The following is a 25074-nucleotide window of genomic DNA, read 5'->3' as shown; positions in this document are numbered from 1 at the left end:
ATTACTGAGGACAGCCCTTCCAATCAATAGCTAAGCATCAACCTTTAGGATTCCATCCGGCCCGATTACTTAACAACGCCTTTTTCGTTAATGATTTTTGTAGCTTCATCGACCATCCATTGTTGAACCTCATCAATCGGCTCGTTGCTGAGCATGAATTTCGCAAAGCCGTCATCAATGATCTTGGTCAATTCCGAAGTATCCGTCATCATGACTTTAGCTGCATCAAGATACTGGATTTCATCGCTAAACAGCGTATATTTCAGCGAATCCATATCGTACTTATCCTCTTTACCGGCAACCAGCTTTGTCAACAATTCTTCGTTATTCGCTTTCTTGTAGCCAGAGAACTCAAGTCTGTTGTCCGAATCGGCTGTTGTCATAAATTTCATAAGCTTGAAGGATGCTTCCTTGTTGGTTGAATTGGCACCCAGCGCAAGCATACTGCCGCTGGTGAAGTATTTTCCTTCATACTCTTTAGGTTCCATTCCCGCAGGAGGCACAGGTACAGGAGCGAAAGCTGTTTTAAAATCATGTGGATATTGCTCGGTATTGCCTGGGTCCGCTATCGTGAAGTTGCCTGTAAGAATCATAGCAGCTTCTTCATTAAAAAATTCAGTACGGTAGTTCAGCTTCGCGGCAAGTACGTCACTGTAAGGTTTGGCCGACTTGTCCGTCTCCTCCATATCTTTGCGGAGCTGGAAGAAATACTTGTAAGTCGGATCGGCCAGAATGGTAGTTCCGTCCTCATATACGAACGGATCTTTCATCATGGTTTGCGCCGGAGCGTTCATATAAAGCTCCCATGTATGGAAGTAAGACCCGTAACGCTTGTCTACGCCTTCGCCCTTGGTCAGCTTCTTGGAATAGTCGCGGTAATCATCCCAAGTCCAGCCGAATTTCGGAACTTCAAGTCCCGCTTCATCCAGGGCATCCTTATTGAGCATCACATAGTTCATGCTCTTGGTGTACTGCATGCCATAATACTTGTCTTCTAACTTGGCATTGACAAAGTATTCGTCTTCCGGAACGAGACTTTCCTGCTCATAGAACTCGTTCAGGGGAGCAAGTGCTCCACGTGAGGCGCGTTCGAGAACTCCGCCTAAGCTTGGGAATTGAATAACATCGATCGCTTCACCGGATGAGATCAGGAAATCAAGCTTTTTCAACATTTCCACGGAATCACCTGGGACGAGAACCACATGTTCGACCTTGATATTCGGATTCTGATCCATAAATTCCTGGAGCATGGCGTCCGTACCCGCCTGTTGAGCTTCGTTATCCCAGTTGTAATACTTGACGGTAACCTGCTTGTCCGTCTGACCGCTTCCACCGTCCTTGCTGGCACCGCTTTCAGACCCGGAATTCCCGCAGCCGCTTAAGACCAGGGTACTCGCCAGGATCGTGCTAAGAATGACGGATAATCTGTGTTTACTTTTTTTCTTCATCTTACTTCCCCCTGCACAGATAAATTAGTTGTGGTGCTGTTTTCATGTTCATTATAGGCACCAGCATGGCGGATCAAGTGCACAATTTTGAGGTTCTAGGATTACATTTTTGACTTTCCGAACTTCTGATTGTTGACATTAGACTTCGTATCAACCTTTTACCCCGCCCAAAGCAATGCCGTTTATAACCTGCTTTTGCAATGCGATGAACACAATGACCAGCGGAATAATCGCCGATACGGACGCCATCATCATAATAGCGTAGTTGTTGGTATAGTCATCACGGAACAGCGTCATCCCCAGCGGAATCGTGTATAAGTCCTTGTCCAGCAAGAAGATGAGCGGATTCTGGTAATCGTTCCAGGTCCAAATGAATTTAATAATCGCTACCGTAGCAAGCACAGGCTTGCACAGCGGAACCATAATGGAAGCAAATGTCCGCAGATGACCCGCTCCGTCAATTCTGGCCGCTTCCAAGTATTCATCACTGATCCCGATCATAAATTGACGCAGCAGGAATGTGAAGTAGATCGAGAACATGCTCATGAATATGATGGCTGCATGCGTATTGTAGAGACCAAACCAGCGAATCAGCAAAAATCGAGGAATCAGGGTCGCCTGATCCGGAATGATCATGAACGAGAGCAAGGCCATAAAGACGAGGTTCCGTCCTTTAAAGCGAATCTTCGTCAGCGCATAGGCTGCCATGGATGAGATAATCAGTGTAATTAAAGTCGTAATAATCGCTATTTTAAAAGAATTAAAGTAGAAATCATAGAAGGGAACTCTTCCCATCCAGACCATCTTGAAATTGTACGCCAGATTCACCTTTTCCGGTATCCATTGAATCGGGAACCGCATAACATCCTTCTCATATTTAAAAGCCGCGGAAATCATCCAGATAAGCGGAACGAGAAACACGATGGACAATGCCCCCATGATAAGGGTGATTATCACTTTGGACACGTTTTTTCGAAGCAACTGCATGTACATTACTCTCCCTCCTTATTCTTCATTTCTCATTTTCCAGGTAAGCGCGGTAATCATACCGATAATCGCGAACAGCAACCAAGAAATGGCCGAAGCGTATCCCATATTGTAGTATTTAAAGCCTTCCTCATAGATGCGGAATACAAGCACGGTAGAAGAATTGTTCGGGCCGCCTTCCGTTAAAAAGGCAATGATGTCAAACACTTTAAACGAACCAATCAACATCGTAATCAACAGGAAGAAGGTCGTCGGGCGGAGCATCGGAACCGTGATCGCAAAAAACTTTTTGATCGAACTGGCACCGTCAATATCCGCCGCTTCGTAAATTTCATTCGAAATGTTCGTGAGCCCGGCCATGTAGATTATGATCGTGTAACCCAGTCCCGCCCAGGAACTGATAATCGAAATCGCCAAGAGCGACGTTTTCGGATCGACCAGCCATTTCGGCGGACTGCTGATCCCGATGTCCATCAGAAACTGGTTGATCGGACCCAGCGATGGGTGAAATAATGCGCTCCACACCGCAGCAACTGCGATGATCGAAGAGATATAAGGAATAAAGAACGCGACTTTAAAATAACTCTTGAAGAACACGCTGTTGTGAATCAATACCGAAAGCACCAAGGCGATCGCAATCGGGATCGGCACCGTAAGAACCATATAGATCAAGTTGTTCTTTATCGCTTGCATAATGGTTGGATCATGGAACATCTTGATGAAATTATCCAGTCCGGTAAATTCGATACCCTGGACACCCGACAGCATATCCCAATCGGATAAGCTCAAATACAAAGAAAATCCAAGGGCAAATACGTTTAATAGCAGCATTCCGACGATTTCCGGGGCCAGAAAGAGCCACCCGATCAAAGCCTCTTTCCGCTTGGGGGTCCAAAACTTCCGCCGGCTCTTGGGCACAGGTTGTTGTACAGCCTCCATGTAACATCACCTCAACAATTTGTAAGTTGTCATTATAGTAATACATCCGCTATCGGCAAGAAGGAGGGATTATGACCAGCCATGTGCAAGATTTTGACCTAAAAAAAGCCCCACAAAGGGGAGCCTATGCTCCGATGCTTATTCCAAATGCTTTGCGGGGACCCCAAAACAAAAAGCCCCACAAAGTGGAGCCTATGCTCCGATGCTTATTCCAGATACTTTGCGGGGACCCCAAAACAAAAAGCCACACAAAGGGGAGCCTATGCTCCGATGCTTATTCCAAATACTTTGCGGGGACCCCAAAACATAAAGCCCCACAAAGGGGAGCCTATGCTCCGATGGTTATTCCAGATACTTTGCGGGGACCCCAAAACATATAAATGCGAATACATTATGGCTAACGCTTCGCTGAAAACTTATACATTCTTAAATCTTAAAAAGCCGCCCTTGCCAGGCGGCTTGCTGCTGTAAATGTGAATTGAACTGTAGCGGTCCACTTATTTTCGCGCGGTGTACTTCGCTTTATATTCGCTCGGCGTGGTCCCCACGTATTTTTTAAACACTTTTGAAAAATACGTCCGATCTGAATAACCTAATCCCATAGCAAGAGACTCCAGATTTTGTCCAGACATTCTGAGCATTTTGGTAGCCATCTTCATTTTGTACTGATGCACGTAATCCGTGAAGGTCAACCCCGTCATCCGTTTGAAATATCGCGAAAAATAGCTCGGATTCAAAAACAGATAGCGTGCCATATCGATCGACGTGATGTTATCGTCAAGATGCTGATCGATATATTGCTGGATCACCTGCAGCTTCGGCTCATTCGGGGAGCTTCCTACTCCCGTTTGCCGGGTTCCGATAATCTGGATCAGCTTTCTCTCCACCAGTTCCATCATATCCTCCAAGGTGCGAGCTAAAGCAAGATAGGCAAACAGATCCTCATCGAATTTCAGACTGGAGAACATCAGCTCGATACCGCGAAGCATGGAGGAAAGGTCCCTGGCAAAGTCGTTCGGATCAATCGACAGCTCTTTTGCGGTCCCGGCGATCTTCTGAAGCGCAGCACGTATTCCGTCGAGATCCTGCTTGATGAGCATCCGTTCGAGCTCTGAAACATAGCTGTCAAGAAACCCCTGTGGCGCAGCTTGAAACCAACGCGACCTTATTTGCGAAATTTCGGATATCGTATAGTCGGTATTTGCGTAAAACTCGCACTTGCCATGGAGAATTTCCTGATAGATAGAACCAATCGAGCTTAATTCCATTTTGTCCGTGACCGCGATAACGTTGGGTTGAATTTTCAGAAAGTGAACACACTGGTAACACAGCCGCTGCAAGTAATTATGAAGATTCAAGCTGGCATTTTGTGCGAGATTCACCCTAAAGTTATGAAGAATCACAATGTTTCCCTGCTCCATGAACGGCGTAATTCCTTCATACGATTCGGACAATTCCGTCGCGATATTGTAGACAGCGTATAAAATCAGTGGAAATTCCGTTTGTCTGAAACGCTTGTCAAAGCTGGACAGTTGAATGCTGACCAGTCCCAGCATAAACCACGGATACGTCCAAGAGATGCCGATCTGTGCCGCATAAGCCAAAGTGGCTTCGGACGGCGAGCCATTGATTACCCTTTGCAGCAAATCCTGCCGAAAGAGCTGGCTGTTGTAACTCGCCGCCTCGCGATTAATCAGACCGGCCCGCGTCTTTAACAAGTGCATGGATTTGCCAAGACTCTGCTCCAACTGCTCAGCCGTAAGCTGATCCTTGATTAAATAATCATCCGCTTGCAGCTTTACGGCTTGCTGGGCGTAATGAAAATCCTCATGACAGGTCAGGAAGATAATCCGAACCTCCGGCTTCACGCGAATAAAATGGTCTGCCAACTCAATGCCGTTTTTTTGCGGCAGTCCGATATCCGTAATGACAATATCCGGACGTAATTCCTCAAACATATGCAGCGCTTTCGCACTGGAATACGTACTGCCGGCTATCTGCAGATTGTTTGCCTCCCAGTCAATCATCTGTTGCAGTACCTTGAGCATAGGAACATCATCGTCAATGAGCATTACTCTATACATCATTCTTCCTCTCCCTCCGGTAAAAAACCATGATGATGACTTTGGGGCAAATACAGTGAAACTGACATTCCACCCTGCGGAAGGTTGGCGAGTGTCAAACTCGCTTCCGGTCCGAAGGTCAATCGGAGTCTTTGGACGATGTTCATTAGACCCACTCTCTCATAAGCCCCATCCTGCTCGCCGCTTGGTTTTCCCAGCCTACGGTTCAGACATTGGAGCATATCTTCATCGGCCCCGAAGCCATTGTCTGTAATCTCAATTCGGACTCCGTCCGGATTGCTTAGGGAACGGATCTCAATGCGTGGAGTCTGATGATCGACAAGCCCGTGGACGATGGCATTCTCAACGACAGGCTGCAAAATAAGTTTCGGCAAAATGAGCCCCTCGGTTTCCGGATCCAGATCGACCTCTAAATGAAGCGGGATTTCATTGCGGATCTTCATAATGTCGACATAATGGCCCAGCAGCTTGCATTCCTCGCGTAAAGTGGCCGGCTCATTGACCTTGAGATAAGCTCGAAGCAAACTCATCAAGGAATCAATAATTCCACTATGAAGTGTATCTTTCGTCAAGATCAGACTGCACTTGATCGAATTCAGCGTGTTAATCAAAAAATGAGGGCGAATTTGCATAAACAAGGCTTCGAGCTCCATCACCCGCTTCTGTTCCTGCTCCTGTTCGATATCGTGAATCAGCCGCTGTAATTGATCCAGCATCGTATTCAGCGTCTGCCCCAATTCGGCGATATCATCCTTGCCCTTGACCTCCAGTCTGACATCGAGGTTTCCCATTCCGAACTGGCGTACAACCCGCTGCAGCTTGAGAATCGGACTGTGCAGCCTTTTGGCGATCAGGATGGACATCCCGGAGAAAACGAGAAACAGCAGAATGACCCCGGCTAGACCGGTATAAAAAGTCCGGGAGATTTGCCCCGACCACTCTTTCTCCGAAGCCTCATAGGCCAGCTTCCAGTTCGATTTCAAAATGGTCCTGTCCGTTCGGACACTGCCCTTAGTCTCCATATGATTCGGGATTAGCCCCGAGTCGCCTGCGATGAATTCCCCTGTTGTATCAAAGAGCGCCACCTTGCCAAAGTCGACCGTACCAAGCAGCCTGTTGAAGTAAGTATCGGAAATGGCGCTGAGCAATACGGACACTTGCCTCTTCTCGCGGCTGTCATAAATGACCCTGGCGATATAGTAACTTTTCCCCTTCCCTGCCGAGTCGCCGCCCGCCATCCCAAGCCATTGCAGGCTTTCCGGTTTATTGAGATCGACGCGCTGCATCAGCTTGTCGACACTTCCGTTAATGGCGGTCAAATCCTCCGTGCCAGAAGAGATGACGAAATGCTGACGGTTGACCAAGTACATGCGGACGTTATTATTCAGCGGCTTGGAGTTAATCAGGGAAAACACATCCTGAATTTGTCTAAAATGCACATAATCCTGATAAGTAGCCAGCCGTTTTGTGTCTGCAAATGACTTCAGGATATTGCGAACATTCGTATCGTTCACTATAAAATGGGAAGCAAACGTTACATCATCAATTGTCTTGCTCAGCTCATCCGTCATGACGTTCAGGAAATTCTCGTTGCTGAGCTGCAGCTTCTCTACCATCGTATCCCGGATCAGAACAAACGAAATGATAGAAACCGCAATCAGCGGAATAAAGATCAGCAAAAGAAACGACAGCTGGATGCGTTTGTAGTAGGTGAATTTGAACATTTTTCTCTGCGCCTCTCTTATGCTATTGTCCTCTTTATTCTATCAGTCCTCTGTGACGGAAGCATTCATTAAATGATTACGGTTACTTGCTTATTTCTTCCTTGGAGGGTCATCAGCACAACCTCTCCGAAGATCTGCATGCCCTCCACCACATAAGAATCATAATGACCGGATGGCGCACGGTGACTAACAACGAGAATAAACTCCTCTTCCATTCCCGGGAGCTGAACCCCGCATGCCTCAGCTTGCCCGTCATGAACCCGTTCGCCCGTATGACGATATACAGGTACCTTACGGACTCGCGGAGCGGCTGTTTCGCCTGGACGATGAGGATAAAGCACCTGCATGATGCTGATCAAACCTTTCCCAGTCCGGGAGTAGGCCGCATTCGCATTAGGTTCCAGCAGGTTATACTCACGGGAGATCACGCCCTCGCCCACTTCCGCACGCAGGCCGTCTGTGGTTACGGGGATGATGGATAGATTCGCTTCCCCAAGGGTGTTTGTACGGCAAATCAATGATTCCGCTTCCATCAAGACTTCTCCTGGAGGGTGTGGAAAATGAAAATGCTGAGTAAAGGTATGCTGCTCAAGGCACACCAAGCTGTCGATCAGCAGCCAATAGTATGGCTTGATAAAGATGATCCTTCTGCGCGGATACAACGGCTCATTCCCATAGAGATAGCCGTCATGCGCCCCCTCGACATAGTCAAACTCCGGCCTGCTGATCCATTTGCAGCCTAGTGGCCCCGCAATCCGGTCGAAAGACCAGGTGTCCTTGACCCCGGTAAATCCGATTCCGTCGACAACAGTTGTGTTATGGGCTGAGCTCTCCTTTAATGCTGTTCTCAGCGGTGTATGATCGCTATAGTTGTACCTCCCAAGATCGGTGAGCAGATCACGGCCGTAGGCATGGAGATCAATATGCAGCATATCAGCGTGCCCGTGGCCTCCCCCGAGCGGACCGCAGTGAAAATAAAGGTACAGCGCTTCTTCGTCCCAGCCCGTTCGCATTGTATAATGACCGGAATGGGTAAATGCTCTGCTCAGGTATAGCGGTTCCGAAGGAACCATTGCTTTATAATCACGGATTCCCTCTATGCCGAACAGCCAGGCATTATCATAATCCGGCCGAGCATTGCCGCCAAAGCGCAGAACGGAATCCCCAAATAACCACGCGGCATAGGTCAGAATGGAACGGATATCGCTGTCGTCGCTGTCTCCCAGCATCGGCTGCCTGTGATTCGGCTTCGCCCAGTACAGGGAGGCTCCGGCCATCTCGCGGACCGTACGCCGAAATGGACCGTCAAGCTCCAACCCGTTGAGATTGGCGAGGTGAACGCAGTCAAGATAACAAGCCAGCACCTCATGATGGTACGTTGGCGATTGCTCCCAGTGAATCCCATCCGCCATGATCTGGAGCCGGGCCGTCTCCTTCAGTCTCTCTTCCCCCATTTCCCGCCACCTTGCCGACTTGCTAAACTCGGGGAAGAACAGTGCAATATGGTATAAACCGCAAGTCTCCAGGACACCCCAGTTGCTGATATGCTTCCAGCTGGTGAAGGAAGCAGCCAGATACTCCCCATGCTCGTGAAGCGAAATCAGCGCTTTACCGAGCAGCGACGGAGTCAGGGATGGACTGCCGATCATGTATCGAAGTGCCTTGATCCAGTTCACACTGCGCAGACCCGCTTCGATCGGGCGCCATGTCAACGTATCCGTCGTAGGTTCTTGGGGGACAGGATTCCGATCTATCCAGTCTTCAAGCTGGCGGCCAAGCACCTCCGCATACTTCTCATCGCCTGTCATCGCATACGCTTGTCCTAGCGCAACCCAATAACGGTGGCGATTCAGCATATAAGCCCACTCCACGTCTTGATCGGGAATATGGCACCAGTCTATATCACCGTCAAATGTGACGGGCACTACACTCCGTTCCATATCCCATGGAAAGCGGAACAGGAACGTCTGCCGCACCACCTCATCCGCTGTCTTCATCACGGTTTCCAGTTCATCTGCACAGTAATGCTTCACATATTCCGTAATTCTTTGCTTATCCTCACTGCTCGTCCACCATCCGGGTGTCCTCCGACAAGAGAAGTACTTGTGCAGCTTACTCATTATATCGTGCCGTTGACCTTCGTCGTCTGCATCTTGCATCGGACGCATGGCGGAATCCTCCAGATTCAAAACCGCTAAAACGGCATCCACCGAAACTTCCGTAGCATCAGCGTTCATACCAGTACCCCTTGCTGCCGGTCTCCATCCGAATCAAAGCTTCCAGGTAAAAATAATCCCCCCAGATCATGAAATCATCCGGGGACAATCCGCCGCGCACATGATAAGAGCCATGCTGCAGCAGGCCCTCTGCCTCTTGGCCGATCGTGGAATAATTTCGTACCAACGAGGTCATGGAATCCTTAAGACCTTGTTCAAAGTCGGCTCTATCGGAATCCTCCTCCTCCAAATGTCCAATCAGTTCCAGCAAGCCTGCTGCCACAATAGCGGAAGCCGAGCTGTCGCGATAAGTCTCGGCGGTTACGGGAGCATTAAAGTCCCAAAGGGCGACATGATCCTCCGGTAAGTGCGCAAGGAAATACCTTGCCATTCTTTTAGAAGTCTCGAGGTATACATGATCTCCTGTATAATGGTAAGCCAGTGCGAAGCCGTATACCCCCCAGGCTTGTCCCCGCGTCCATGTCGACCCGTTTGTATAGCCTTGATGCGTAGCACCTCCGATCGGTTCCCCGGTATGCGGATCAAAGAAGAAGGTGTGGTATGAACTGTCATCTCCCCGCACCAGATAACGCCTTGTCTTCTCCGCCTGCATGATTGCAATTTCTCGATATTGGGACTTTCCGGTTTGCAGTTCAGCCCAGAACAGGAGCGGCAGATTCATCAAACAATCGATAATGATGCGGCCTCCCTCCTGTTCATCCCCTTCAGGACCCCAGGCCTGAATATATCCTCCGCCCGGACGCCAGCGTTTCAGCAGCAAGTCCGCAGCCTGAAGTGTCAACTCGCGGGCACTCTCGTTCTTATCAACGATCCATTCCGCTTTGGAGGACAAGGAATACAGAAATCCGATATCGTGATGATCCAGCACCCGCTTATCCGCAAAGCGTTGGCGGAAATCTTCTACGGTTCGCACCGCCCCCAATCTGAAGGCCTCGTCACCTGTGTATTCATAACATAGCCAGAGAAGGCCACTCCAGAAGCCGTTCGTCCAGTCGTCATTGTCATTCAACAAATAAGCTCCGTCCCTACTGACGTGGGGAAATCTTGTCCCGTAGGTATCCATGTTCTTCCGGATTTTTTCTACGGCGTCTTTAATCGCACTGCTCCACATAACCTCTTGCTCCCTTCAAATCGATCATGATTACGATTCATGATAAGGAGAGTCACCCCGTTCTTGTAGAGCCGATTTTTGCCTTGATGTGCAATATTTTGACTTCCGGGTCTCTAGGGTGGTAGAAATGGAACAAGCCTGTTCCTTTTCGCTCGAATCCAACTAAAAAAAGGGGCTTCTTAGATCTTTCGGGAGGCCCCCTTCTTGCTGTTAGAAGACGCTCTATGTACGAATCGTTCCTACCATCGCTGTTGCTTGTCCGGAATCGATTCGTCCTCTCCGCTACGCCGTGCAGATTGCTTACTTTTTTAGACGCAGAGAAACCGTTCTTTGGTAAAATGGAGGTGCTACCCAAACCATTTACGAAAGGAACGGTTTCTTTTGTACATTCAATATACCATGGACCAACTCTATCTGATCAAACAGAAACTATAGCGGTGTGGGAATAACATCCTGAGCACCGCCATAGCTTTATTTGACACACTATCTGTTTATGAGAGCCGTACGTCAAGCAACTAGATCTAAATGGGACGGCCTCTCATGTCTGCCGAGCGATATAGTCTAGCCGTCGTACTTCTTCCACTTTCTGATTTTGCTTCTGAAGCTTTTGAACGGTGCGACGGAATTGATATGCAGCCATTTCCACATCGGCCAGTTGGCACTGGTTACCGTCCACTTGCGAACACCCGAATGAAATAACTCTTCCTCACTCAGTTGGTTGATCCATTCACACCATTCTTCTATCCTCTGCTTCAACAACGAACGTAATTCTTCCAAAGAATGTGCATCATACGTATGATAGAATTGCTGATACAACGCCCCCAATTGATTCCATTTATAGTCAGGGGTTGGCGTCGTAACTTCTTTACCCGCAAGTTCATCCTTCTCCCAGCTCATCACCAGCGTTAGCCATCCGAGCTGATAGGCGATCATCTCTTGGGGTGTTCTGTCCACTTCGCCTATACGCAGATTCCTTTTATCCTCTGGAACATCATCAAATTCTTGGTCAAAAAGCTTGTACGTTTTTTGAATTTCAGTGATTAAAGCTTCTTTGCTCTGGTACGTTTGCAACGGTACCCTCTCCTTCATCATCTACATGTTCCACCCACTTAAGAGGGGCATCCAAATTATACCATGCCCTGAGGCCATGCACGGTGATGAATATCATCTAGCTTCTCTCGACCCGGTAGCGCTTTAAACCTAAGCAAATAGAAGCCATGAAAGCTAATAATCCACTAGCTCCAGCAGTGATCGAGAAGGCTCTTACATAATCCGCCAGGCTTGCATCTGAGAGGGACAGCCCAAGCGAGTGAGTGAACAAAATGCTTATAAATGCAACGCCCAATACATTAGCCAGATACATCATGGTGGTGAACAAACCCGAGCCTGTTCCTGCTGATGCCGCTGGTACACTGCTAAGAATCATATTCGCAAGCGGCGTTGTCGCCATAGCCAGACCTATTCCATACAACGATAGAATAAGGATATTATGGATATGAAACAAATGAATGGGATCCATATTCAGTGATACTACAAGCAGGAGTATGCTAATGCCCATAATTAGCGCGCCTGACCTTAATACAGTGTTCCCCCATCGATTGACCATCCGGGATGACAGCAACGAGGTAACAAACAACCCCAAACCCAGGGGCAGAAAGACCAAGCTTGTTGTCTTCAGATTGAAATGCAATCCTGTTTGCAGAAAGTAATTCAATATGAAGAAAAATGAGAACATGCTGAGGTAAATCATCATCTCCGTGAAGACTCCCCGACGAAAAGAACGTATTCGAAAAATGGAAAGATCCATGAGCGGCGGTGTATCCTGCTCCTTTCCCTTCCGTTTCTGCAAAACAATAAAGGCAAGGAGAATCAGAATCGATAACAGTACGCATCCCCATGTCCATGATGGCCATCCCTGTTTTTGCCCCACCGTGAGTGGATAAATCAGCAAGAATAACCCGAATATGAGCAGCAATGTCCCAATCCAATCAATGCTTTGCTTTCCAGGTCCGCGGGACTCAGGGACGATCGGCAGGCCTGTAATCACAAGGAGGCCAAAAGGCACATTAAACCAAAATACCAATCGCCAGCCAAGCCCAAACCAGTTCCAATCCACCAAAACTCCGCCAAGGATTAAACCAAGCGTGAATCCTGTCCCGATCACCGCTCCGTAGATTGCAAAAACCAACCCTTTTTCGCTCGGAGGAAAGGTTCGCTGGATTATGGATAGGACCTGTGGTTGAATCATCGCCGCCGATAACCCCTGGATGACGCGCACGTTAATGAGTAGAAGTGGACTTGAAACGAATCCCCCGAAAACACTCATCACCGTAAAGCCCAAAACCCCAATGCGCAGCATTCGTTTTCTGCCATACATGTCACCCAGCCTTCCGCCCAAGATCAAGGCCACAGCAAGACCTAATGAATACCCTGAGAAAATAAGCTGTGCCTCGGCAAAACTGGCGTGCAGGCTGTCTTGCATATTAGGAAGTGCAACCTGCATCATATAATTGTTCAGAGAGATCAGAAGAGTCGGAAGCAGGATCAGAATAAGAGCGACCCAGCGGCGTGGATCAGCTGGCTGGACTACCTGTTGTGCTGTCATATCCGTTATAGCGATTTTATTCATGAGTTTCCCTCTCTTCCATTTTCATGAGCTGCGTCCGCATTTTAAAGCAAATGCCACCCTCCCATTGAGCGGATTCGCATAAAGATCACTATCGATTTCATAGACTTGGCGTATCAATTCAACCAATTGATAATCATTATCATCGATGATGGCGTTTTGATCTACCTGCCAAGGTATTTTCTTTCCTTGTAGAGGGAGTCAGGATCTACAAAAAAAGGGACTCCAAACATGACAAACATGTTTAGAATCCTTTTTCTTCTTCGTATTTATTTTAAGGGCTTGACGTACGGCTGTGACCTATAGCTTTCAGATATTCTCCCGGATTACAGCCATAATACTTGCGAAAGGTAGTCGCGAAATTGCTGGCATTGCTGTAGCCGACAGATACGGCCGTTTCTCCGACATTATAGCCTTCCGTTTCCATGTACCAGATGGCCTTCTCCATTCTTTGCTTGCGCACAAGTTCGAAAATCGTGATGCCGAATCGTTCGCGGAACCCCTTTTTCAATTTGAATTCATTCAGTCCAACTCTTCTTGCTAACTGTTGAATCGATAGCGGCTGTTCAAAATGATGGATGACTAATTGTCTGGCTTGCTCCAACTTGGACAGATCGTCACGGCTTAGAAAACGGTTGCCGCCCACCGTCTCATGTCCTTCAACCTCCGCAAACAATGCGATGAGTTCCATCGCCTTGCTCTCCATGTACAATCGTTTCATCGTACCGTTATAACTGCAGTTCATCATATCCGATACGCATTTATGGATAGCAGGCGTGTTCGGATATTCGTCGATTTGCCCTTTATGCCGATGCAGCCATGATTCCATCCTGTGTTTCTCGGTGATGTCTCCAGCATAATGAAGCAGCTCTTGGGGGGACAAACGAATCTCAAGCATATGCTGCCTAATGCCGGCCTTCTTCTCTTCATATACAAGCTCATCCTCAAAAAAGAGAACGTTGCCTGTCATCTTCTCCGTGAAGCTTTCCCTTCCATTCCACTCACAATAAATTTCGCCGTTCAAACAGTAGCTTAACTCAAACAGCTGGCATGCTTCCTGAATGTGAAGCTTCATATCTTGTGCGAAGGTAATATCCGTCACTACGATCTCCATGCCTGAACGAATCCGTGTCCTCCTGATGCTTCCCTGTCCCACCGCCGGTGGTATGGAGATATGCTCCTGCCATTCGCTAAACTGGGAAGATCCCTGAACGAGATCTGTGAACTGATCAAAAAGGCTATGAACCTCGGCATTCACGATATTTAAAGTCAATGGTGACACCTTCTTATCCCTGTAATCTTGCGTTAGCTGCATTGTACGCTCCAAACCTCTTGAAGACAACCCATCGTCATTCAACAGAAATTAGAAACAGGGTTTGATCTTAGGATTCATATCCTCTGGACTCGATCTCTTTCCGAAGCCTTGCGATCACATCATCTAGGGCACTCTCACCAAGTTCGCCCTCGCCCCGTTTACGGACCGATACGTGATCGGAGTTCATTTCCTTCTCGCCAAGAACCAGCGTGTAAGGCGTTTTCAACAGACCCGCTTCACGGATTTTATAACCCAGCTTTTCATTTCTTACATCGACATTCACCCGTATGCCGGCATTCTCCAGACGTTTCTTCACCTTTAACGAGTAATCGATATAGTGATCTGACACCGGAATGATCATAACCTGTACGGGAGAGAGCCACATCGGGAAAGCCCCACCGTAATGCTCTGTAAGAATCCCGATAAATCGCTCGATGGATCCAAATACCGCCCGGTGAATAACAACCGGCCGATGCTTCTGGTTATCCTCTCCGATATACGAAAGATCGAATTTTTCAGGGAATTGAAAATCCAGTTGGATGGTACCGCATTGCCAGCTTCGCTTTAAGGAATCCAAGATATGAAAATCGATTTTCGGTCCATAAAACGCGCCATCCCCTTCATTAATTCGGTACGGCAGCCCTAGTTGGTCCAGCACCTGCTGGAGCGATGACTCCGCCTGCTCCCACAATTCTTCAGAGCCCATAGAATCATCAGGTCTTGTCGATAACTCGATTGTATAATCAAAGCCAAAAATTTGATAAACCTGGCTGATAAAATTAATAACCTGCTTGATTTCTTCCTGGATCTGATCAGGTCTCACAAAAATATGCGCATCATCCTGACAAAACGTGCGAACCCGCATCATGCCGTTAAGCGCGCCTGAGAACTCATGGCGGTGCACCTGACCAAATTCGGAAATACGAATGGGCAGCTCTCTGTAGGAGTGCAGCGAATTTTTGTAGACTAGCATATGCCCTGGACAGTTCATCGGCTTCAGCGCATACTCCGTCTCGTCCACTTGCGTGAAATACATATTGTCTTTGTAGTGATCCCAATGACCGGACATTTCCCACAGCCGCTTGTTCATCATCAGCGGCGTGCGCACTTCATCATAATCGCTATGGAATTGAAGTTCTCTTGCAAATTGCTCCAGCTCATTGCGGATGATCATCCCGTTTGGCAAAAAGAAAGGCATGCCGGGCGCTTCTTCTGAGAACATAAAGAGCCCCAGCTCTTTTCCCAGCTTCCGATGATCCCGTTTCTTGGCCTCTTCCAGCAGCAATAGATGCTCCTCGAGCTGCAACTTCTTCGGAAACGCCGTTCCGTATATTCGTTGCAGCATTTTATTGTCCGAGTTCCCTCGCCAATAAGCACCCGCCACACTCATTAATTTGAATGCCTTGATTCTACCCGTTGAAGGAAGATGCGGCCCCCTGCATAAATCAACGAACTCCCCCTGCTCATACACCGAAATGACCTCGTCCTCCGGCAATTCACGGATCAGCTCCATTTTGTATGGGTCATCTTTGAAAATACGTTCGGCCTCCTGACGACCAACCTCCCTACGAATAATCGGCAGGTCTTCCTGAACGATCTTCTGCATTTCTCGCTCAATGGCAATCAAATCATCGGTTGTAATCGAATGCCCCAGATCCATATCGTAATAAAAACCATCCTCAATGACAGGTCCTACCCCAAAATGGACGGACTTCCTGCCATAGATCCGTTTAACCGCCTGGGCCATCAGATGAGCCGCGCTGTGCCGATACACGTATAGTCCATCCTTCGAATCCAGCGTTATAATACTTACTTCCGCATCTTGACACAGCTCATAATCCAAATCCACGAGTTTCCCATTCACTTTGGCGGCAACAGCCTGTTTCTTTAGACCTGAATGAATGGATTCCGCGATGCGGCTCATCGTCGTTTGTGCGGGATACTCCTTTTGGCTTCCGTCCGGCAGCGTTACTACAATTGACATTGTTATCCCTCCATCAAATTTTGTTTGAACGCAAAAAAGCACTCGATCCCTAAGGGACGAGTGCGTTCAGCTCGTGGTTCCACCCTAATTTGATCGAAAGTTGCATTCGCTCATACGGCCAGCGTGCTCTTTTCGATCCTCATTCAGACATCCGGTAACGGGGATGACTCGGTGTTTTCTAGTTCCATATCTCGATAGTCAAACGACCGATCAGGGTTCAAAAACACAGCTACAAAGGGGTAATTCAAGAAGCAAGCACGGAGGAAGCTTTCACCAATCGCTTCCCTCTCTGGGCAGGTCGTTTCAAGAATCATGTCTTTGATGGTTGCTGATAGTAAAGTACTATAAGTCAGTTTTTTCTAATTGTCAAACAGAATCTGACTGACAGATCCATGTAATATGGATAACTTTCAGTCTCCCAATACATCCTATGTCAGTATCTCTACCATGGTCACTTTTCTTCATTGTTCATAGATATTTTAATCAGATATCCAACACCTAAACCGACCAGAACTCCTGGAAACGCACTTCCCAGCGCTAAACCAATACCCGCCCCGATGATGACGCAAGCGTAAATAATGACATCTCCCTTATTCATTCCGTCCATCTCCCTCTGTATGTATTTATGACATAGCTCGTAATTTTCTATCACAAAATACATCTTACAAGATGACGTCGCGTCACTTTCAAGGGGGTAACGTAAAAAAGTAAGGTTTTAAGGCGATCGCGGATGGAGTATCGTAATATGGTTTCCGGGTCTCCACCACCACCCTCGAAGTAAACGGTTAAATCTCCCTTGTTTCTGCTTGAAGCCAACACGTTTAATATCTTAGCATATTATATTGCCATTCAAGGAGGCTGACCCATGGACATGTATATGGATTTAGGGGTTAAACTGGTCATCAGCTTTTTTGGGTTATGGATAATCACTTTTGTTACGGGGAGAAAAACCATCAGCCAGCTTACACCGCTTGATTTCTTGTCTTCCTTAATTCTGAGTGAAATTGTCGGGGCAAGCCTCTACGATGATAAGGTAAACATATATCATTTGTTATTCGCTCTTGCGCTCTGGACGACGATGTCTTACCTCTTCGAAAAGGCAACCACCCACTTTGTTAAGTTCGGATATTTAACGGAAGGCCGGGCGGTCCTTCTGATCGATAACGGAAAGCTCAACCAAAAATTGCTGAACAAATACGATATGGAATATAAACAACTGTTATCCATGCTGAGACGGCAAAGCATTTTCTCGTTAACTGAAGTCAAATACGCCATTCTGGAAACGGACGGATCGCTGTCCGTCATGCGTAAACCCGAGTACGAGCCTCCTACGGCCCAGGATATGGGCATGGAAGCCAAAGCGGACACCTTTACGGTAACGGTCATCGACAAGGGAAAGCTGCTCGAGGAATCGATGCTGGGCAAACCCATTGATCATAGCGAGATCAAATCGAAAGCCCGGGAACAAGGTTATGACTCCTTGGAGGAAATCGCTTACGCGGAATATGGAGATGACGGGAAGCTTTATGTTTATTCTAAAAGGGAGGTTCTGGAATGATCTTATATAGGTTATCCCACCTTGATTTTGCATAAGGCCTTCCTGCCTCTTCTCCAGATTTTCTGATTCCGTTTCGCCCCTTAGGCTACCCGCAAGCACATGGTGCGTCGTTTCGAAAAACAGGTTGAAACGCCCCCTTGAATTCTGCGTTATGATCACCAACATGTGTGCGTCATTTAGTCCAACATAAAATTGTACGGAACAACTTACAATCTGAGGGTTAAGAGGTACCACCGATGAAGTTGTACGAAAAATCGTACAACAGAGAGTTTAATGCTAGCTGTTTCAAGAGATTTGTACGAAAGATCGTACAAAAACGGGCACGAAGGGGAGCCGTAATAGAACAATTGTATGAAAAATCGTACAAACGAGATCCTAATGCCAGCGGCTGTAAGAGATTTGTACCAAAAATCGTACAAACGAGAGAAACTCACGGGACGGTAGTGGGAAAACAGTTTTGTTTCGGGTCGGTTCCGCTAGAAGCCCCTCGTTATACCGGATATCGACCATTTAAAGCAACTACAAAATAAGGCCAACCAGCTGTTTCTGGTTGACCTAATCATACGAAAGAAGTCTGACTGGTCAGGCTTCTTTTCCTTGCTTCTATCTACAAAGCGAATTCAACGATGTACTGTTTGCACACCGTAACATATCCCAGGGACTGATATAACCGGATCGCGTTTACGTTCTTCTCCAGCACATTCAGATACACATGGGGAGTGATTGCACGCCCCTTACGGGTCAATTCCGCGCATACCTTTTTGCCGTACCCCTGTCTTCTCCACGCAGCATCCGTGCCAATATTCCCAAGCTCAACATAATCATCGCTATAGATATGGTATCCGCCGACAGCGATGAGCTCCTGGTCCTGAATAACCCCATAGAAGGGGTTTTGAAGCTCTTCCTTTGCAAAAGCTATCGTATTGAATTCCACCATTTTCGACTCGATCATATCATAGTATGAAGGGTCTAAACGAAACACCTCGTCATCTCCTGACGGCAAATCTTCAAGGTGCCGATGCTTCATGAGTAGGATGCCTGCGGGAGGTTTCATCACATCAGTCTCAAGATTAAGAACCTCCCATTCATCCTCATTCACGATAAAGCTCCCTAGTTCCCCATCAGGTAATTCCAGATCTCGTTTCATTCGGGACAGCACGGACTGAAATCGAAATGATGTCTGAAGAGGATACACCGAAAAGGCATAGAAAGGCAACCCTCTCAGAAAAGCCGTAACACCCAGCAGCTCTCCCTGTTCTGAGAACTGCCCATAATGAACGGTCTGATTCTTCCGACACGTAAGGTAGGAATAATATAAGAAATGCTGTTCCCTGTTGATCGTATCCAAGAGGCTCCCCAGCTCTTCAGGCAAAAGTCTGCGAATCACCAAGTCTTCTCCCTTTCTCAAAAGAAATCCATGAGGTAGGTTTGACCGACGGGAATCATCGACTCCAATTGTGTTACAGCCTTGGGATTTCCGGATAGCCGGTGAATGGCATGCAGCTCCTGTGGTCTTTTGTATCCCGCAAACAGCGCCGACAACGTCTGAATATCGGTCGACAAATCAGCCTGCTCCCCATGATCGGGCGGTAGCTCCGACAGCTCCGCTTTCCCCTCTTGATTAACCGACAGACTCCATCGGCCTGCATTCCAAGGCGCAGCGGAATCTTCCACCTCGATAGTCATCACGGCTTCCCGATGCTCTTCAAAAGTGTACTGCTCCACAAAGGATTTCAAATCCACGATGCGGGCCATGAAGTATGGGACCACTTCCTGGGTAACGCGTGGATCCGGCAGCATAAATGGCAGCTGATCATCTCCAGGCACCATTGTCATCGTAACCTGCTCAATCCTGGAATCATGGTTTCCAAAAAAGGTCCAGAGTGCGCTTCGGGCTTCTTCATTCAGGTATACAAATTCGTCGCACACGAGATCTTTGTCTTTGAGCTCATATAACGCGTAGCCCGTCGGTTTGCCCTCAGCTGAATAATAAACAACGCTGTGATTGTCCCCCTGCAGCACGAATCTTGTCCACCAAGTGTCATCCCGCACAAGCGTACCGTTATAGCGGCTGGCATAGGCTTGATACATGCCGTCCAGTGTTGGAATATCGGTTACGCCTCTTACAATGCGGCCAGGCACTTCCACCTTACGTGGGAATTTTGGTACCGGAATGATGTACTTTTTATATTCCGCGTAAAGTTCCCAGCCAAATTTACGATAGAACGGAATCGAAAACGGATGCAGGAAGGAAAGGGTCTGGCCTTTGCTCTTCATTTCTTGCAATGCATGTTTGAGCAATGTAGATACATGTCCCTGTCTGCGGTTCTCCGGCCATGTTGCCACGCCGGCAATACCGCCCATATCGAAAAGGTTTCCATGCATATAAACTTGCAGCGGGATGATGGTCAGTTTCGCTTGCAGCTCTTCTCCGTCAAAAATCCCCCAGAAGCGTTCAGGTTCAAAATGCTTTTGATTGGACTCTCGCTGCTCCGGTGTCAGTGTATATTGAAAGGCATATTCGGATAATTTTGTGCTGATCTCAAACTCGTCGGACCTTAATTGTCTCAGTTCCATACTTGCTTCACCTCTCCAATCTTTATATGTACTTTAAGTGCTGAATTACGCGTGTTTTCTCGGCACGGGAATTTTATTCCAGGGCACATGATCAGTATAACATTGCTGCTGCCTATACGGTACAAAACACGTCCGAATCAGGCACAAATCCAACCGTACTTTGGATACAAAAAAACTCAATATACCTCACAAACTTTTTGTAAGCTACTTGACAAAGTTAACCCCCTGAGATTATGATTAGCTCATGCAAAATAACAAACACATCGAGATAAAAATAAATTCAAAATAATCAGGAGGTAACAACAATGTCCAAATTGAATATCGGTATCATTTTAGGCAGCACACGTCAAGGCCGTTTGAGCCCACAAGTAGGTGAATGGGTTAAACGTATCGCTGATGAACGCGGAGATGCAAACTACGAAATCGTAGATATCGCTGATTACAAGCTCCCGCTTTTTGGCGAGGCTGATGCTACAGAGCAAGCAACCGCTTGGAACAATAAGCTGAATACTCTTGACGGCTTTGTATTCATCGTACAAGAATACAACCACAGTATTTCTGCCTCTTTGAAAAATGCACTCGATTTTGCTCGTGAGCCATGGAACAATAAAGCTGCAGGTATCGTAAGTTATGGTTCTGTTGGCGGCGCTCGTGCTGCCGAACATCTCCGTGGAATTCTGGGTGAATTGTCCGTAGCGGATGTCCGTGTACACCCAGCACTTTCGTTATTCACTGATTTCGAGAATGGCTCCGTGTTCAAACCAGCTGATCTTCATCTCGTCAACCTGAATGGCATGCTTGACCAAGTGCTTGCATGGAGCGGAGCATTGAAAACACTGCGCTAATCTCTAATCCAAGGACTGTCCCCTTCATCTTCCGATGAGCTGAGGGCAGTCCTTTTATTTTTTTGCATCCATATTTCTGCATCCATAAATGTATCTGCATCGTCGATCTGCACCATTAGTCCTATACCTAAACCCCGTTCCTACTCCATATCAATATGGAATGTTTCTTTTAACCCCTCTTTGCCTTCAGGCGTAATTTGTATGGCTCTTGTTCTTGGGACGCGTTGTATCCAATGTAACTCGAGTAATCTTTCGAGCAGGGCATGGCCCAATGCTCCGGCCAGGTGATGGCGTCTTTCACTCCAATCCAAGCATCGATGTGCGAAAGATCGGCGTTGGCGCTTAACACGACTCAGATCAATCTGAAATTCCTTGAAGAAGTTCTCCCCTTTTTCTGTAACCATATATTGATCTTCCACTTCAGATATGACCCCGGCGCTGAGCAGCGAATTTGTCAATTGGATTCCCAAATTCCCCGCAAGATGATCGTAGCAAGTCCTTGCCTGACGTATGGCTTCAGTCTCCGAGGCTTGGTTTAATGATCTTATTTCGACAGAAGGCGTTATCGATAGAAGTGTCTCCATGACCTGGGCAACCTCCTGATTCTGTATTCCGTAATAACGATGTCTTCCCTGTTGTTCGACGGTGACCAGATTCGCGGCTACCATTTTCGATAAATGGAAGCTGGCCGTTTGCGGTTTGATTTTTGCCATGTACGCCAGCTCGCTTGCCGGGTGATATCGCCCATCCAATAGGACGGTTAATATAGCAGCTCTCGATGCATCACTAACGAGTGATGCTACCAAGGCTGCGTTTGGATTCGCATACATCTTTATCCCTCCTCATGTAATCCACATTTCGATGAGCATCGAATCTTTTCTATTTTACAATGATTTTGGATAGAACAGATCATTTGGGAGGAATTTTTTTATGAAGGAAATTACTGGCATGATCGGCACGGACATCATTAAACCGAAAATTCTTTACTATGGAACTCCGGTTATTTTACTCAATACGCTAAATGAAGATGATACCGTAAATATTAGTCCCATATCCTCTTCATGGGCGCTCGGGGAATACATTATTTTAGGAATCGGACTCGGGGGTAAAGCGATTGAGAACTTGGAAAGACATCCTGAATGTGTCATCAACATTCCCGACCCTTCCTTGTGGGAGAATGTTGAGCAATTAGCCCCTCATACAGGAAAATATCCAGTTCCTGATGATAAGGCAAAGAACGGTTTTTCATATGAAAAAGATAAATATGCGGTGTGTGGGTTAACGCCTGCGGATTCTGTCACCGTAAAGCCAACTCGCATTATGGAGTGTCCCATTCAAATCGAGGCTACCGTGAAAAACATTCGGATTCCCGACTATTCTTCCATGTTTGCCATGGTCGAAACACAGACGATCCATGTACACGCCCATAACAATATCATCTTGAATGAACATCACATTGATCCCGCCAAATGGAGTCCGCTAATCTATAATTTTCGGCATTATTATGGTCTTGGCAATCCGTTAGGCAAAACATTTCGGGCCGAAACTTAAGCCAGCGTGATGATGAATGAAGGGGCCGTCCCAAAAGTAGATTTAGTTGCTTGACGTACGACTCTCATAAACAGAAAGGTTGTCAGATAAAGGTAAGCAATCTGGACGGCGTAGCGGAGAGGACGAATCGATTCCGGACAAGCATCAGCGATGGGAGGATCGATTCGTAACATGGAGCGTCTTCTAACAGAAAGAAGGGGGCCTCCCGAAAGATCTAAGATCTTTTGGGACACCCCTCTTATACTTACACTCGTTGTTATGGTTGAACCGGAATGGTCATTTCCAGATCCTTCAGATATGTTTTATCCCCGCGGCTGTCCTTCCCTTGACCGATAACGCTCCAATCCTTGTTATTTACGGTCAGGGTAAACGGCTTAATCGTTATGGATTTCGGAGTTCCGTTTACAGGACTGAACAATTGATCGATATGATATTCAGTCTCGGGCTTGCTGTTAAAGTAATCAAACTTTCGAGGATTCAGCACATTCCCTTGATCATCCACAAGTTCGTAATATACCATGCTGGCGCTATAATCGCCTGTTTGCTCTGCAGAAGCCGGCACCTCGCCTTTACTATCCAGAACCAGGCGGGTCGATACCGGTGAAATATCCAATTGCTTGACGGTATAACTGAATTGTCCATCCGATTTCGTAGCCTGCTCCGGCTTTACGACAACCGATTTATTAGTGACGTTCACAGGGACCTTGAATTCAAAGGTTTCATTCACTTGAGTTACGTTGGCCTGAATGGTCAGCTCGAATTGATCAGGCAAATTCAAACTCTTGGTAAGCTCAACGATATAGGCATTGTCCAGTTGAGGATAGTCTCCGAAGTTGCCCTCACCCATCGCCACTTCTTGTCCGTCTACCAGAATTCGCGGCATTTCGATATAGCCTTTTTCCTGATCTTCCTTAGCTACTGTCCTCGACTTAACATACTCGCTATCGGGATTACTGATGAATTTAGCATCTTCGCTAAAATACGGAGAAGCTGTACTCGGTAAATCCACTCCCTCGCGCTCCAGTATAAAGGACAACCGGGTTCCATCATATAGAAGGTCAGCTACCTTCAGCGTCACGCCATCGTGAGTTACGCTCAAGTTAGGTTCGGATAGAATCCCTTGCTCTATAGCGGCTTTAACAGCATCTTCGCTGGTTCCTTCGAATAACACGCCAAGCACTGGGATTTGCTTCAAGGTTGCTGCCATGACCGGCGATACAAATCCTGACCCGATTATGCTTCCTCCCAGCACAGCTGCTGCGGATGCAACGAGTATTGTTCTTTTTAAAACATTCGGTCTTCGTTTGGATGATGTTCTTGTCCTTGTCATTTCACGTTCTCCAATCCTGTTCATAATTTGATAGCTCATGCTATTCTTCGGTAAAGACGATTCACGAATCATTTCTTCTAGTGCATTCATTTCAGCGAATTCCGTTTGTTTCGGCGATTGTCCCACGTGCCACCTCTCCTTTTTGGCTTATTCGGTCCATCAGTTTATGTCGTAACCGTTCATACTTCTTTCGTATCGTTGCTGATTTGATTCCCATAATGTCGCTGATTTCCTCAAAGGTATACTGTTCAACCGCCTTCAGCAGCAGTATGTGTCGTTCTTCTGCTGTCAGGTAGGCTAACAGCTCGTACACAACCGGCTCGTGCTGAGATATTTGCATAACCGGCTGCTGTTCCTTGCAATGCTCGATCAGGTTAAGAAAGCGGCTCTGCTTCTTTTTAATATTGATCAAATGATGATAGGCCATTTTATACAACCAGGCGGAGAAAGACACTTGTCTCTTGTACTGATGAAGATGTTCATAGGCACGAATAAAAATCTCTTGTACCGCATCTTCGGTCTCCGCATGATTTTTAAGAATATAGTAGCAGTACGTGTACATCTGCCGCTCAAACTGGATGATGATCGCTTGGTATGCTTGTTTGTCTCCTGCTTTGACTTGTTCTACAACCGCTTCAATGGCTTCTCTTTTTCCTTCCGCTTCCCCGGGGATGGTTGGCTGCAAGCGAGCTCACCTCCTTCTTTGTTTACCTATATAACAATCCCAACAAGCGATTTTGTGACACGAATTGTTTTAT

21 protein-coding genes are annotated in these 25074 nt (G+C 47.1%); 3 read left to right on the top strand and 18 right to left on the bottom strand.

Annotated elements, in window-relative coordinates:
* Positions 1-65 precede the first annotated feature (65 nt).
* The 12 genes from MKY48_RS14555 to MKY48_RS14500 form a co-directional block, all read right to left on the bottom strand.
* On the bottom strand, positions 66-1448 hold the full coding sequence (locus MKY48_RS14555; protein WP_076326114.1) for an extracellular solute-binding protein: 1383 nt from the start codon (positions 1446-1448) through the stop codon (positions 66-68).
* 150 nt (positions 1449-1598) lie between these two features.
* Positions 1599-2441 carry a carbohydrate ABC transporter permease gene (locus tag MKY48_RS14550; protein ID WP_083659837.1) on the bottom strand — a complete coding sequence of 281 codons (843 nt, stop codon included), beginning with the start codon at positions 2439-2441 and terminating at the stop codon, positions 1599-1601.
* A 12-nt stretch (positions 2442-2453) separates the two neighbouring features.
* Positions 2454-3374: a sugar ABC transporter permease gene (locus MKY48_RS14545; RefSeq protein WP_339293295.1), complete on the bottom strand. Its 921-nt coding sequence runs from the start codon at positions 3372-3374 to the stop codon at positions 2454-2456.
* Positions 3375-3871: 497 nt separating this feature from the next.
* Positions 3872-5461 (bottom strand): response regulator, encoded by a 1590-nt coding sequence (locus MKY48_RS14540; protein WP_339272827.1) that lies wholly within the window; start codon positions 5459-5461, stop codon positions 3872-3874.
* Positions 5458-7182: a histidine kinase gene (locus MKY48_RS14535; protein WP_339272826.1), complete on the bottom strand. Its 1725-nt coding sequence runs from the start codon at positions 7180-7182 to the stop codon at positions 5458-5460. Before MKY48_RS14535 ends, MKY48_RS14540 begins: the two co-directional genes overlap by 4 nt.
* 68 nt (positions 7183-7250) lie before the next feature.
* Positions 7251-9419, bottom strand: a complete 2169-nt coding sequence (locus MKY48_RS14530) for an alginate lyase family protein (RefSeq protein WP_339272825.1) — start codon at positions 9417-9419, stop codon at positions 7251-7253.
* Positions 9409-10530, bottom strand: coding sequence for a glycoside hydrolase family 88 protein (locus tag MKY48_RS14525; RefSeq protein ID WP_339272823.1), 1122 nt, complete (start codon positions 10528-10530; stop codon positions 9409-9411). The genes MKY48_RS14530 and MKY48_RS14525 overlap by 11 nt, the downstream gene beginning before the upstream one ends.
* Positions 10531-11091: 561 nt before the next feature.
* Entirely contained in the window at positions 11092-11622 is a 531-nt protein-coding gene (locus tag MKY48_RS14520) for a ClbS/DfsB family four-helix bundle protein (RefSeq protein WP_339272821.1), read from the bottom strand.
* Positions 11623-11698: 76 nt separating this feature from the next.
* Positions 11699-13159 (bottom strand): MFS transporter, encoded by a 1461-nt coding sequence (locus MKY48_RS14515; RefSeq protein ID WP_339293294.1) that lies wholly within the window; start codon positions 13157-13159, stop codon positions 11699-11701.
* 271 nt (positions 13160-13430) lie between these two features.
* A complete protein-coding gene (locus tag MKY48_RS14510) occupies positions 13431-14471 on the bottom strand; it encodes an AraC family transcriptional regulator (protein WP_339272818.1) in 1041 nt (346 codons plus the stop codon).
* Positions 14472-14538: 67 nt separating this feature from the next.
* Complete coding sequence (gene thrS / locus MKY48_RS14505) at positions 14539-16455, bottom strand: threonine--tRNA ligase (RefSeq protein ID WP_339293293.1); 1917 nt, start codon at positions 16453-16455, stop codon at positions 14539-14541.
* A gap of 451 nt (positions 16456-16906) precedes the next feature.
* Positions 16907-17053: a hypothetical protein gene (locus MKY48_RS14500; RefSeq protein ID WP_179090733.1), complete on the bottom strand. Its 147-nt coding sequence runs from the start codon at positions 17051-17053 to the stop codon at positions 16907-16909.
* 267 nt (positions 17054-17320) lie between these two features.
* On the opposite strand from MKY48_RS14500, the gene MKY48_RS14495 reads away from it, so the two are divergent.
* Positions 17321-18013 (top strand): DUF421 domain-containing protein, encoded by a 693-nt coding sequence (locus MKY48_RS14495; protein ID WP_339293292.1) that lies wholly within the window; start codon positions 17321-17323, stop codon positions 18011-18013.
* 607 nt (positions 18014-18620) lie between these two features.
* Here the strand turns inward: MKY48_RS14495 and MKY48_RS14490 are convergent.
* Both MKY48_RS14490 and MKY48_RS14485 read right to left on the bottom strand, forming a co-directional pair.
* Complete coding sequence (locus MKY48_RS14490; RefSeq protein ID WP_339293291.1) at positions 18621-19400, bottom strand: GNAT family N-acetyltransferase; 780 nt, start codon at positions 19398-19400, stop codon at positions 18621-18623.
* 17 nt (positions 19401-19417) lie between these two features.
* Complete coding sequence (locus tag MKY48_RS14485; protein ID WP_339293290.1) at positions 19418-20590, bottom strand: GNAT family N-acetyltransferase; 1173 nt, start codon at positions 20588-20590, stop codon at positions 19418-19420.
* A 305-nt stretch (positions 20591-20895) separates the two neighbouring features.
* Here MKY48_RS14485 and MKY48_RS14480 point away from each other — a divergent pair, with 305 nt between their 5' ends.
* On the top strand, positions 20896-21435 hold the full coding sequence (locus MKY48_RS14480) for an NADPH-dependent FMN reductase (RefSeq protein ID WP_339293289.1): 540 nt from the start codon (positions 20896-20898) through the stop codon (positions 21433-21435).
* A 140-nt stretch (positions 21436-21575) separates the two neighbouring features.
* Here MKY48_RS14480 and MKY48_RS14475 read toward each other — a convergent pair whose 3' ends face one another.
* The gene (locus MKY48_RS14475) at positions 21576-22265 is read right to left on the bottom strand and encodes a winged helix-turn-helix domain-containing protein (protein ID WP_339293288.1); all 690 of its coding nucleotides are present in this window, start codon (positions 22263-22265) and stop codon (positions 21576-21578) included.
* A 100-nt stretch (positions 22266-22365) separates the two neighbouring features.
* Here MKY48_RS14475 and MKY48_RS14470 point away from each other — a divergent pair, with 100 nt between their 5' ends.
* A complete protein-coding gene (locus tag MKY48_RS14470) occupies positions 22366-22986 on the top strand; it encodes a flavin reductase family protein (RefSeq protein ID WP_339293287.1) in 621 nt (206 codons plus the stop codon).
* Here the strand turns inward: MKY48_RS14470 and MKY48_RS14465 are convergent.
* The 3 genes from MKY48_RS14465 to MKY48_RS14455 form a co-directional block, all read right to left on the bottom strand.
* Positions 22983-23159 (bottom strand): hypothetical protein, encoded by a 177-nt coding sequence (locus MKY48_RS14465; RefSeq protein ID WP_339293286.1) that lies wholly within the window; start codon positions 23157-23159, stop codon positions 22983-22985. The genes MKY48_RS14470 and MKY48_RS14465 overlap by 4 nt on opposite strands.
* Positions 23160-23242: 83 nt before the next feature.
* Positions 23243-24442: a DUF4179 domain-containing protein gene (locus MKY48_RS14460; RefSeq protein ID WP_339293285.1), complete on the bottom strand. Its 1200-nt coding sequence runs from the start codon at positions 24440-24442 to the stop codon at positions 23243-23245.
* Complete coding sequence (locus MKY48_RS14455) at positions 24408-25001, bottom strand: RNA polymerase sigma factor (protein WP_339293284.1); 594 nt, start codon at positions 24999-25001, stop codon at positions 24408-24410. Before MKY48_RS14455 ends, MKY48_RS14460 begins: the two co-directional genes overlap by 35 nt.
* Positions 25002-25074: the final 73 nt, after the last annotated feature.

Source organism: Paenibacillus sp. FSL W8-0187 (genome assembly GCF_037969755.1).
GTDB lineage: Bacteria > Bacillota > Bacilli > Paenibacillales > Paenibacillaceae > Paenibacillus_AQ.
This window is presented reverse-complemented; position numbering and strand designations above follow the sequence as displayed.